12 protein-coding genes are annotated in these 11,980 nt (G+C 60.6%); 4 read left to right on the plus strand and 8 right to left on the minus strand.

What is annotated here, in order from left to right; genetic code table 11:
- Nucleotides 1-52: 52 nt before the first annotated feature.
- From DNK89_RS07950 to DNK89_RS07985, 8 genes are all read right to left on the minus strand, one after another.
- Nucleotides 53-439 (minus strand): hypothetical protein, encoded by a 387-nt coding sequence (locus DNK89_RS07950; RefSeq protein WP_110959622.1) that lies wholly within the window; start codon nucleotides 437-439, stop codon nucleotides 53-55.
- 71 nt (nucleotides 440-510) lie between these two features.
- The gene (locus DNK89_RS07955; protein ID WP_110959623.1) at nucleotides 511-3,696 is read right to left on the minus strand and encodes a CusA/CzcA family heavy metal efflux RND transporter; all 3,186 of its coding nucleotides are present in this window, start codon (nucleotides 3,694-3,696) and stop codon (nucleotides 511-513) included.
- A 15-nt stretch (nucleotides 3,697-3,711) separates the two neighbouring features.
- Nucleotides 3,712-5,304, minus strand: a complete 1,593-nt coding sequence (locus DNK89_RS07960) for an efflux RND transporter periplasmic adaptor subunit (RefSeq protein ID WP_110959624.1) — start codon at nucleotides 5,302-5,304, stop codon at nucleotides 3,712-3,714.
- A gap of 8 nt (nucleotides 5,305-5,312) precedes the next feature.
- Complete coding sequence (locus tag DNK89_RS07965) at nucleotides 5,313-6,674, minus strand: TolC family protein (protein WP_110959625.1); 1,362 nt, start codon at nucleotides 6,672-6,674, stop codon at nucleotides 5,313-5,315.
- A 152-nt stretch (nucleotides 6,675-6,826) separates the two neighbouring features.
- Nucleotides 6,827-7,186 carry a cation efflux protein, CzcI family gene (gene czcI, locus DNK89_RS07970; RefSeq protein ID WP_110959626.1) on the minus strand — a complete coding sequence of 120 codons (360 nt, stop codon included), beginning with the start codon at nucleotides 7,184-7,186 and terminating at the stop codon, nucleotides 6,827-6,829.
- A 97-nt stretch (nucleotides 7,187-7,283) separates the two neighbouring features.
- Nucleotides 7,284-7,799, minus strand: a complete 516-nt coding sequence (locus DNK89_RS07975) for a DUF4148 domain-containing protein (protein WP_110959627.1) — start codon at nucleotides 7,797-7,799, stop codon at nucleotides 7,284-7,286.
- A gap of 95 nt (nucleotides 7,800-7,894) precedes the next feature.
- Entirely contained in the window at nucleotides 7,895-8,263 is a 369-nt protein-coding gene (locus tag DNK89_RS07980; protein WP_110959628.1) for a hypothetical protein, read from the minus strand.
- A gap of 112 nt (nucleotides 8,264-8,375) precedes the next feature.
- Complete coding sequence (locus DNK89_RS07985; RefSeq protein ID WP_238990725.1) at nucleotides 8,376-8,858, minus strand: winged helix-turn-helix domain-containing protein; 483 nt, start codon at nucleotides 8,856-8,858, stop codon at nucleotides 8,376-8,378.
- A gap of 131 nt (nucleotides 8,859-8,989) precedes the next feature.
- Between DNK89_RS07985 and modA the strand changes: the two genes are divergently transcribed.
- From modA to DNK89_RS08005, 4 genes are read left to right on the plus strand one after another with little or no spacing between them, the layout of a single operon-like run.
- Complete coding sequence (gene modA / locus DNK89_RS07990; RefSeq protein WP_110959629.1) at nucleotides 8,990-9,781, plus strand: molybdate ABC transporter substrate-binding protein; 792 nt, start codon at nucleotides 8,990-8,992, stop codon at nucleotides 9,779-9,781.
- An 18-nt stretch (nucleotides 9,782-9,799) separates the two neighbouring features.
- The gene (gene modB, locus DNK89_RS07995) at nucleotides 9,800-10,465 is read left to right on the plus strand and encodes a molybdate ABC transporter permease subunit (RefSeq protein WP_110959630.1); all 666 of its coding nucleotides are present in this window, start codon (nucleotides 9,800-9,802) and stop codon (nucleotides 10,463-10,465) included.
- Nucleotides 10,462-11,613 (plus strand): ABC transporter ATP-binding protein, encoded by a 1,152-nt coding sequence (locus tag DNK89_RS08000; protein ID WP_110959631.1) that lies wholly within the window; start codon nucleotides 10,462-10,464, stop codon nucleotides 11,611-11,613. Before modB ends, DNK89_RS08000 begins: the two co-directional genes overlap by 4 nt.
- A 41-nt stretch (nucleotides 11,614-11,654) precedes the next feature.
- Nucleotides 11,655-11,897, plus strand: coding sequence for a hypothetical protein (locus tag DNK89_RS08005; RefSeq protein ID WP_110959632.1), 243 nt, complete (start codon nucleotides 11,655-11,657; stop codon nucleotides 11,895-11,897).
- The last annotated feature ends 83 nt before the right edge of the window (nucleotides 11,898-11,980 follow it).

Here is an 11,980-nt window from a genome sequence, read left to right on the forward strand (position 1 = left end):
TCATCGCCACAAAGCGGAGATGGGCGATGGTTGCGAGTACCGGCACTTGGACTTACTTCAGCACGAAACGGACGGACGCTACGGCTTTGCCCGCCTTGGAGACGGCAACAACAGCTTTGGTGCCTGTACCAACCTTGAAGCTACCCGTTGCCTCCAGTTTTCCATCGACTGGCAGGAGTTGCGCTTCCTGCTTGTCGCTGCCCGACAGCAGCGTCACCTTGGCAGACATGCCTGCGGGGTCCAGTGGCTTGCCGTGATCACGCATGTACAGCTGCAGCTTATCGGCCTTGGTCACCAGCTCGTAGTCGATGTCTTTGGCTTCGGCGACGGCGCCGCCGTGCATGGGCTTGATTTCGTGGCCATCGGCATGTTTGTCGGCTGCGAATGCGGCCCCCGAAGCGGCTATGGCGAGGGCAGCGAAGAGATGAGAGACTTTCATGGAGAACTCCTTGGTTGTGAGATGAAGAAAGGATTCGCTGGCCCAGGCTAGGACGCCTGGACCAGCGGCGGTCACACCGATGAGGGCGCGTTCGGGTGAGAAGGCTCTGCGGAGACATCCTCGTCTTGCTCGTCCGGTTTGTGTGCCAGGCGGTAGAGGATGGGCAACACCAACAGGGTGAGCAGTGTTGAGGAGAGAATCCCGCCGATCACCACTGTGGCCAGAGGGCGCTGCACTTCAGCACCAGTGCCTGTGGCGATGGCCATGGGAATAAAGCCCAGTGAGGCCACCAGCGCAGTCATGAGCACCGGACGCAAACGTGTCAAAGCACCTTCGCGAATGGCCGTGTCCAAAGGCACGCCTTCTTCTCGCAGGCTGCGGATGTAGGAAATCATCACCAGTCCGTTGAGCACCGCCACACCCGACAGGGCAATAAAGCCCACGGCGGCTGAGATGGACATGGGAATGTCGCGCAGCCACAGCGCCAGGATGCCGCCGGTCAGCGCGAACGGAATACCGGTGAAGACCAACAGGCCATCCTTGACATTGCCGAACATGGCAAACAGCAGCACGAACACCAGCAGCAAGGACGCGGGTACGACGATCTGCAGGCGCTGTGTGGCGGACTGCAGGTTCTCGAACGTCCCCCCCCAACTGGTCCAGTACCCTGTTGGAATCTTGATCTGGGCTAGCCCTTGCTCTGCGTCAGCAACAAAAGAGCCGACATCCCGGCCCCTTACGTTGGCACTGACCACGATGCGGCGCTTGCCGTTCTCGCGGCTCACCTGGTTCGGGCCTGGAGCGAGTTCAAAGCTGGCAACTTCACCCAAGGGGATGAAATTCGTCCTGGCTTCTGCACCAGCGGCAGACCGTGGCAGTGGGATGGGCAGTCGTTTCATGCCCTCCAGATCGTTGCGCAGGGACTCGGGCAGCCGCACCAGGATGTCGAAGCGGCGATCGCCTTCAAACAGGGTGCCAGCTTCTTTGCCACCGATGGCCGTGGCCACCGTTTCCTGGATGTCCGCCACATTCAGTCCATAGCGAGCAGCCTTCTGCCGATCAATGTTCACAGTGAGCATGGGCAAACCGGTCGTCTGCTCGACTTTGACTTCAGAGGCGCCTTGGATCTTCTGAAGCATGGCCGAAATCTCCTCGGCTGTTTTGTTCAGAACGTCCATGTCATCGCCGAAGATCTTGACCGCGACATCGCTGCGCACGCCCGATATCAGTTCGTTGAAGCGAAGCTGAATGGGTTGGGAGAACTCATAGTTGTTCCCTGGAATCTTGCCGATCACGCCCTGAATGGCTGCGAGCAGTTCATCCCGAGTCTTGCGAGGCTCGGGCCATTCGCTCATGGGTTTGAGCATGATGTAGCCGTCAGAAATGTTCGGTGGCATGGGGTCCGACGCAATTTCCGCTGTACCCGTGCGCGCGAAGATTCGCTCAATTTCAGGAAACTTGGTCTTGAGTGCGACTTCGATCTGCTGTTGCATCGCCACGGATTGCGACAAACTGGTGCCCGGAATCCGGAGCGCCTGGATCGCAAAGTCCCCCTCGTTCAGATTGGGGACGAACTCGCTGCCCATGCGCGTGGCGATCAAACCGCACAAAATGACGGCGACAGCGGCTGCGCTCAGCACCACAGCCTTGGCGTTCATCACCCGATCGAGCATGGGGGCGTACAGACGTTTGGCCTGACCCAGCAGGAAATTTTCCTTTTCGCTGACCTTGTTGCCAATGAAGAGCGCCACTGCCGCAGGGATGAAGGTCACAGAAAGGATCATGGCGCCCACGAGAGCTGCGACCACGGTGAATGCCATGGGATGGAACATCTTGCCTTCGACGCCCGTGAGCGCAAAGATGGGCAGATACACCACCATGATGATGAGCTGGCCGAAGAGCAAGGCGCGGCGAGACTCCTTGGACGCCAGAAACACCTCGTGGAAGCGCTCGGCACGCGTCAGGGGGCGGCCATAGTGCGCTTGGGCATGTGCTAAGCGGCGTACGCAGTTCTCAACGATCACTACGGCACCATCGATGATGATCCCGAAGTCCAGCGCCCCGAGGCTCATCAGGTTTGCACTCACCTTATAGGAAACCATGCCCGTGAAGGTGAACAGCATCGACAAGGGAATGACCGTGGCCGTGATCACCGCAGCTCGAATATTGCCCAGGAACAGGAACAGGATGACGATCACCAGAATCGCCCCCTCCAGCAGATTCTTCTTGACCGTGCTGATGGCCTTGTCCACCAAAACTGTGCGGTCGTAGACGGTTACCGCATGTACGCCGTCGGGCAAGCTGCGGTTGATCTCCACCATTTTTTTGTCCACGGCCTGCGACACGGTGCGACTGTTTTGGCCGATCAGCATGAACACCGTGCCCAGAACGACCTCGCGGCCGTTGTCCGTGGCGGCCCCTGTGCGCAGTTCGCGGCCCAGACCCACGTCGGCGACATCGCGAATACGCACCGGTACGCCGTTGGCACTGCTCAGAATGACATTGCCAATGTCCTCCAGCGTCTTGACCTGGCCAGGTGCACGGATCAGATACTGCTCGCCGCGTTTTTCGATATAGCCCGCACCCACGTTGCCATTGTTGCGATCGATGGCCGTGACGATGTCCTGCAGCGTCACCCCCAGTGAGGCCAGGCGCTCAGGGCTGGGCGCGATCTGGTACTCCTTGGCAAAACCACCGATCGAGTTGATTTCGGTGACACCAGGCACATTTCGCAGTTGCGGCTTGATGATCCAGTCCTGAATCTCGCGCAGGTCGGTGGCGGTGTACGGTGTGCCATTGGGCTTTTTGGCACCGTCCTTGGTTTCTACGGTCCAAAGATAGATTTCGCCCAAACCGGTCGAGATAGGCCCCATGGCTGGCGTGATGCCAGCAGGAAGCTTGTCACGCGCTTCCTGGATGCGCTCGTTGACCATTTGGCGGGCGAAGTAGATGTCGGTTCCGTCCTTGAAGATCACCGTCACTTGGGACAGGCCATAGCGAGACAAGGACCGGGTTTGCTCCAAATTGGGCAGGCCCGCCATCACGGTCTCGATCGGGTACGTCACGCGCTGCTCGGTCTCCAGGGGGGAGTAGCCAGGTGTCTGTGTATTGATCTGAACCTGGACATTCGTGATGTCCGGCACCGCATCAATGGGGAGCTTCTGGTAGTTAAAAACACCCACTGCGGCCATGGCCAGAACAGCGAGAAGCACCAGCCATCGTTGCTCGATCGAAAATCGAATCAGTTTTTCAAACATGTAGGAACTCCGGCATCAGTGCGTGTGTTCGGCGGAACCCTTGCCGAGTTCGGACTTCACGACGAAGCTGCCGGAGGCTGCGTAGGGCATGCCGGCTTTGAGACCCTGGAGAACCTCGATCCGCTTGCCATCGCTTCTGCCCAGTTGCACCGGCTGCGCAATGAAGCCGCCGTTGACTTTGAGGAAGACCACGGGCTTCTCTCCAATGCTCTGGACAGCATCCGCTGAAATCGTCACGGGCACGGAGGCCTCGTCGGACACAACCTCCACGTTCACGAACAGCCCCGGACGCCACGCACCCTTGGGGTTGTCCAAGACCACACGGGCTTTCGCCGTCCGCGTCTGTTCTCCGATGAGCGCACCGACGAAGGCCACGGTACCGGTGGCGGAAGCATCAAACGCGGTGGCCTTGATGGTGACTTTCTCACCCACGCGGATGAGCGGCAGATCCTTGGCGGGGACGTTGATCTCTGCCCATACCTTGGAGAGGTCCGAGATGGTGAAGACCGCAGCGTCTTCCTTGACGGCTTCTCCGAGGCTGATGTGCTTTTCGATGACCACCCCATCAAAGGGCGCACGCAATTCCAGCCGATTGAGCCCGGACGCGGACGATCCTGACAAACCGAGCGCGCCCAGCTTCTGGTTGGCGTTGGCGACAGCAACTTCGGCCTCGCTCAATGCCTGCTTGGCTTGGAGATAGTCCTGCTCAGCAGATACCTTTTGCTCCCAGAGTTTTTTCTCCCGTTCATAGGTGGTCTTGGCCAGCGCTAGGCGTTTTTGTGCCGTCTGCAGATCGCTGCGTTGCTCCGAAGCGGTCGGGCTGGCAATCGCGGCCAGAACTTGCCCCTTTTTAACGATCTGGCCCAGATTGGCGCTGACGCTTTCAACGACCCCGCTCAGGCGCGGCACCACATGGGAGGTGCGATCTTCATTGAGTCGGATTTCGCCTGGCAACAGGAGTGCCGTCTTGATGCTGGCTGGGGATGATGTGTCCAAACTGATCGAAGCTGCTTTGATTTGGGCATCCGTCAGCTCCACTTTGCCTTCCTCTTTGCTCATGACGAACATGTAGGGTTCGGTGGCCGTCTGCGCGATGATCTCGATTTCGAAAGAGTGAGGTTCGGCAACGACTTCACGGCTCACCCAGTTTTCTCTTTCCGGGGCGAAGGTCAGTTTCTGCTTCTCGTCCGTCAGCCGTGTGATGGTCGCCGTGACAGTGGCGGCACTCATGGACAGCGGCTTGTCCTTATCGGTCAGCCACACACGTAGCCGAGGCTCGCCCCCGGCTTCTACAAGCAAGGCCTCCAGGCTGAAATCGCCGTCTTTGAAAAGGCTGCCACCGTGGGGGCCCTTGGCCTCACTTTGCTCATGGTGCTCGCCATCCGCATGGCCTTTGTCATGGTCGTGGCCGTCACCTCCGCTTTTCCCGTGGTGTTCACCATCTCCATGGGCCTTGGCTTCGGTGTGCCCATGGCCATGGCCATCACCGGAAGCGCTCTTGGATTTACCGCCCTGCAGGATGAAGGTGCCCGCACCGACACCCATGGCGATGATCACGGCAATGGCGATCAGATGCTTTTTGCTGATAGTGGATTTGCTGGTATTCATGATGTTTCTCAGTTGTGCGTCGCGGCTTGTCCGGCTGGGGTCACTCCACCCAAAAGGCGGTCCACGTCAGATGCTGCGCGGTGCGCCTCTGCGAGGGCCTTGAGATACTGTGATTTCGCGGCGAAGTAGGTGCGCTGGGCATCCAGTACCTCCAGGAAGTTGAATTTCCCGTTCTCGAAACCGATGGATGCCGCGTCGTAGGCGGACTTGGCCCCTGGAAGGACCTCTTGCTCAAGCGACTGGACCTCAACCGCAATGGCGGCCGACCGCTCCCTAGCCTGGGTTACTTCGCTATGAAGGCGCACGGTGGCGGCCTGCAAGTCTTCCCGGGCTTTGTCCTCAAGCTTCAGGGCTTCCAACAAGTTGCCTTGATTGCGATCGAATACAGGAAGTGGGACCGACAAACCGATGAGAGCCACATTGCGCTGTGTTTCGTTGCTGCGCTGAACACCGACGCTTACCGTAACGTCCGGCACTCTCTTGCTTTGCTCCAGTTCCGTTAAAGCACGGCGCCGGTCAACCTCCAGCTGCGCACGCACGATGGCGGGGGCAGAAGAAACAAGTGACTGCAGATCTGCAAGACTTGGGAGCGTAGGCAATACGTCTGCCTTGCCATCCAGCGCGGAAAACGCCGTGCCCTTGTTCCCAAGCAAGGCGGACAAACGAGTCAGAGCATTGCGTTCCTCGCTCGCGGCCTGCGCCAACTCGACCCGCGCGCCAGCTTCAGCCACCTTGGCTTTGGTTTCTTCCACAGGGGAGACTTTGCCCGCAGCCACTCTCTTGCCGACGGTGTCCGTGGACGATTTGGCGAGGCTTACGCTGTCTTTGGCCAGGGACAGTCGCTCTTTTGCGGTCAGCGCGTCAAAGTAGGCTGCAACAACATTGGCTCGCACCGTGGCTTTCAGCTCAGAGAGTTCAGCCTGAGCTTGCTCGCGCGCTTTTTCTGCAGCCTTGGTCCGGGCAGTCCGTTTCCCCCCCAATTCGAGGGGCAGATTCAGTTGCCAAGTCTGTGTCCGCGTTTGGGAACGCGTATCCTCCAACGAGTAGGCCAGCTCAGGGTTGGGGCGGGCCCGACCTTGAAGAACCTGGCCCTCTGTCGCCTCATACTGGCGCGTCGCGGCGGCCACCTCCGGATTGCCCTCCATGGCGAGTGAAATGGCCTTGGAGAGGGACAAAACGCTAGTAGACGCTGCAGAGGCTCCTTGAGAGGCAGCGTCTGAATTCGTCGGAGATAAGGGCGGCACGGCCCCTTGGGCAAATGCCCCACCTGGCAGCGCCAGCAGCGCAAGAACAGCGCATACAACCTCGGTGACTCTTCGGTGGGCGCGCCAGCCATCCGACTTTGTTGGATCGAAAATACCCTTGAACATCCGATTCTCCAGTGATTTCTGAACACGAAGGAATCGGCGGGGCGGCGTCTGAAGTGCAACCAGACGACCGGTCAATCAAGGCTGCAAATGCAACCTAGCCTGCCCCTCAGGAGCAGATCGAATGATTGAAGCGTGAAGAATGCCCCCGCCGATCAGGCGAGGGAGTGCCACTGAGGGCGTTCGGGAGGAGTCGGCGCTACCCCCGAAAACGGTGCAGCTACCTGAACCACGACATTGCCGTGCATGGCGGAGGTCACCTTGATGGGGGAGAAATGGGTCGCCCCGATACCCAAGCCATGACAAAGGCAGCAGTCCACATCAAAAGTATCTGCTGCTTGGAGCCCTTGCTCTGCTTTGTTGGGCAAGTCAGCTGTTTCGTGCTTGTGCTCATGGTGACCCACATGCTGCGCCTGAGCAGAAGTCCGCTCATGCATGCAATAGCTTGCCACCGCAGCCCAGCTGAACTGGAACGGTAGCAACGCAAGCATAAAAACAGCTATCAAGCGGCTCATCTTTTTGAGTCTAGCATGTGCTCAAGTCTGGCGAGTTACGCGCAGCGTAACAAGGGCTACGCCGCAGAGATCACATGAATGCGATTAATCAAGGACTTCAGAATTGTGGTGCCGCGCCCACCGGGGAGGCCGAGGCGTGGCTATGGTGCGCTTCGTAGCGATCCGGGAAAACCTCATTGAGCGTGCGACCGTCTTCTCCATAAGCGACTATTTCGCCATCATGGATCGCTTGTACCAGTTCGAGCTTGACTTGCTCGCGGCTCTTGGAAACGACAGTGGCCGGAGCAGGATAGCGCTGAGGGGCCAGCTCGTTGAGCTTTGCTCCCGAGTCGCCGCCTGCCATGACGTCGCCTGTGCGAAGTGCCTCGGCCAACTCGGCCGTCACCTGCGCCCGGGTTTTGCCTGCGAGCATCTGAGCAGCTGGGTACTGGCCTGGGTTTTGCTCCCTCAGAGTCAGGCCTGACTCACCGGCCGCCAACATATCCCCGTTGCGCTGTGCCTGTATCAGTTCGGCACGGACTTGCTCGCGTGTCTTGGAAGGGGTGTGCGGATCGGCTGCAAATGCAGGAGCAGAGGCCAGCGAGAGAACGATGAGGGCAGTCTTCAGTTTCATGATGAAAATTCCTTTGCGGTATCGATTGGGTTGATTTGGCGATGTGAATACAGGGACTTCCGGGAACTCAAGCACCCGGGAAAGACCGTAGCCTTTCAAGGCAACTGTGTGGCGTTGACCCAGCCGGCTTCGCCGCCCATGTCCCGCATACCGTCAGCGGTCACCGGCGCGCGTTTGGCCGCTTGAAGCTCTTGCTGTACCTGGTCACGTGTCTTCGTCAAGGTCGGTGCTTTGACCAGTGGATAGGTGGCTGGATAGCCTCGACTGATCCATTGCAGTGAGCCGTCCTTCTGGGCGGCCAGCACGGTGTTCTGCACAGTCTCGCGGCTCACCGTGTTGCCCAGGTGATCAGGTGCGAAGACCGCGCCTTCTTCCTGCACCGGGCTTGCGTGGTACACGGACGAAGCGAAGGACGAGGTGGTAGCAGCCAGGCTGGCGATGATGAGTGCGGTGCGGACTTTCATTTCAGATCTCCTATAGCGCCGAACACCCGGTCTGGGCGATTCGGATAGCGCGGTGGTTGCGCTATGAAGAGAAGTCTAGAAATCAGGCCCCCACCCATATGCGTCCGTCAGATTACGTTTTTGACGGATTGGCTTTTTCATTTGTGGCGATGTGCACGGATGGTATTGGGAGCAACGGATAAGCGTCAGGGAATGCACCTGCATCCGGCCGAATCAGCTCCACCAGCTCCGGCAACCTCTTAGCCACCGCCCGCTCAGCCTCCAGCGCGATGCTCGTGTAGACCTTCAACACCTTGGCCCCGGTCGGGGTGAGTTGCGCCCCGCCACCCGCATTGCCCCCGCGCTGCGTGAGGACCAGCGGCTCGATGAAGTCGTTGTTCATGGCCCGCACCAGCGACCACACCCGTTGGTAGCTCATGCCCAGGCGGCGACCGGATTCTGCAATCGAGCCCGTTTCGGCAATCGCCTGCAGCACATCGGCCTTGCCCGGACCAATCGCCACCGCGTGCTTGAGTTGCACCCGGAAGCGGGTTTTGGACTCCAGCGGGGATGAGTTGAGGGTGGGTTTGATCATCGTCAGATTGTCGCCGAGCATGCTGGGTGTTCTTCGTGGCGCGACCGTTATACTTTTGATTTGATATCGCCATCTGAACATATCGACCCCGCGTGCCGGTGCCGGTATCTGCCATCAGCCCCAGTCAACCCCGCTTCTGTGAAGGACCTCCCATGCGCCCACTGTCGTCCCTGATTCGCTCCTGGTGCGCTACTGCGCTCACCTGCCTGGCCGTCGCGGCTTCGCTGCATGCCCAGACAGTGCAACCCACGGTGGCGGCTGCGTCCGATCTCAAGTTCGCGGTGGAGGAAGTCGCTGCCCGGTTCGAGAAAGAGACCGGCCACAAGCTGCGGCTGGTCTTCGGCTCGTCGGGCAACTTCAAGACCCAGATTCTTCAAGATGCCCCGTTCCATCTGTTCATGTCGGCCGATGAGGGTTTCGTGTACGAGCTGGCGAACGCCGGTAAAACCGTGGACCGAGGCCGGGCCTACGCACTGGGGCGGATCGGCATCATCGTCCCCAACGGCTCCGCGCTCAAAGCCGATGGCGAGTTCAAGGACTTGGCTGCCGCCATCAAGGACGGCCGCCTGCAGAAGTTCGCCATTGCCAACCCTGAACACGCCCCCTACGGCGCGCGAGCCAAAGAGGCTCTGCAGCATGCCGGCCTGTGGGATGCCGTGCAGCCCAAGCTGGTGCTCGGCGAGAACATCTCCCAGACCGCCCAGTTCGCCACCTCGGGCTCAACCCAGGGGGGCATCATTGCCCTGTCGCTGGCGCTGTCCCCCTCCGTGGCCAAGCTCGGTACGTTCCAGCTCATCCCCGAGGCATGGCACCAGCCCCTGAAGCAGCGCATGGTGCTGGTCAAGGGCGCGCCACCCGCTGCCCGCGCGTTCTACGAGTACATTTCGACGCCCGCCGCGCAGGAGATCATGGTGCGCTACGGCTTTGCAATGCCCAAGGAATAAAGGCTCGGTGCACCCCTCATGGATTGGCAGGCCCTGATACTTTCTGTGGAGCTGGCAGCGGTGACGCTGCTGGTGCTGTTGCCTGCTGGTCTGCTGTTGGCCCGCTGGCTGGCCTACACAGGGTTCAAGGGCAAGTCCTGGGTAGAGGCCCTGGTGGTGCTGCCCCTGGTTCTGCCGCCGACCGTGCTGGGGTACTACCTGCTGGTGTCCCTGGGGGGCGGCTCGGCGATTGGCCGGTGGATGGCCGACACCCTGGGGGTGCGACTGACGTTCAACTTCTTGGGGTTGCTGATCGCCTCGGTGATTTTCAACATCCCGTTTCTGGTCCAGCCGGTGCAACGTGCCTTCGAGGCCATTCCGCGTGACCTGGGTGAAGCCGCTGCAGTGAGTGGGCTGAATGCCTGGCAGACCTTCTGGCGCGTGGAACTGCCGCTGGCTTGGCCGGGGATTCTGTCGGCCATGGTGCTGACGTTTGTGCACACCCTGGGCGAGTTCGGCGTGGTGTTGATGGTGGGCGGCAGCATCCCTGGAGAGACCAAGACCATTGCGATCTCCATCTACGACCGGGTGCAGTCCTTTGATCTGGCGGGTGCCAACCAGATGGCCTTGGTGCTGGTGCTGTTCTCCCTGGTGGCGGTGGGCGCCTCGTTCTTTGCCTCTGCGCGTCTGGCGGTGCGCCGATGAGCACCGCTGGAGCAGCCGTGGCGCTGGAGCTTGAAGTCGAACAAACGCTGCCCATGCCACTCAGCGGCAGCCTGCGCTGTGGCCCTGGTGAACTGGTGGCTCTGGTGGGACCTTCCGGTGCGGGCAAGACCTCCATGATGCGGGTACTGGCGGGCCTGATGCGGCCCGAGCGTGCGCGTGTCGTGGTTGGCCAGGAGGTATGGTGCGATACCGCCCAGGGCATCTTTGTGCCGCCCCAACGCCGCCATGTGGGCTTGGTGTTTCAGAACTATGCACTGATGCCGCACCTGAGTGCGTTGGGCAACGTGGCGCTGTCGCTGCTGCATCTCCCCTCGGCCGAACGTGCGGTCCAGGCCCGGCGATGGCTGGACCATGTGGGCTTGACCCAGGAGCAGCAGTCGCGCAGGCCCTCGCAGTTGTCGGGAGGTCAGCAGCAGCGCGTGGCGGTGGCCCGTGCACTGGCGCGTGAACCCCGATTGATGCTGCTCGATGAGCCGTTTTCTGCGGTGGACCAGATGAACCGGCAGGGCCTGTATCGCCTGCTGGCCGATCTGCGCCGCGAGTTGTCTGTGCCCATCGTGCTGGTCACGCATGACCTCAATGAAGCCCGAATGCTGGCCGACAGGCTGGTGGTCATGGACGCCGGACAGGTGCTGCAGCAGGGCACGCCGGCCTCCATCCACAACGCTCCGCGCAATGCTCGTGTGGCGGACTTGGTGGGGATTCACAACCGCTTTGAAGGGGTGTGGCTGGGACCCGATGAGACCACGCCAGGGCTCGGCCGTCTGCGTTGGCTCGGCTCTGGTACAGCCGAAGCGGCCGCCAACACGGCCATGCCCGTGCTCACCGTGCGCGATAAAGGCCGGATACCCCCTGGACAGGCCGTGAGCTGGGTCATCCCCAGCGATGGCGTCACCCTGGTGGGGGAGCGCGACCGCTCTGAGGCAGGTGATCTGAGCGCTCAGGTCATTGAGGCCCGCCACCTGGGGGAGATTTCGCTGATCACGCTGGTGCTCGCGGACGCTCCCGGCACACCGATGATGCTGACCCTTTCAGGCGCTCAGCGGCTGGACCTTACGGTAGGCGCCACCGTAGAGGTCCGGCTAAATCTTGACTTGGTGCATGTCATGCCCAGGCGTTCGCGCTGAAGCAGCACTCAGCCGCAGACAACCAGCCCGCAGGATCGCCCATGACACAGCGCATATTGGTTCTTGGCTCCGGGGATGTGGGATCGGCAGTGGAGCACCAGTTGTTCGTGCAAGGCATCGACGCAGTGCTGCTGGACGATCCTGCACCGGCCCATCCCCGCAGGGGCATGGTCTTCACCGCCGCATGGTTCGACGGGACGGACATGCTCGACGGTGTGGTGGCGCGTTGGGTTCCCGGTCTGGACGATCTGGTTGAACAACCTTCCCATCCTTCGTGTTCATAATGTCTCCGGTCTGAACAAGGGCTTTGAGCAACGCATCCTCCAGAGGATCATCCACGTCGCTCATCACCGGCGCGCGCGACATC

It is taken from the genome of Acidovorax sp. ST3, assembly GCF_003231145.1.
Taxonomy (GTDB): Bacteria; Pseudomonadota; Gammaproteobacteria; order Burkholderiales; family Burkholderiaceae_C; genus Acidovorax.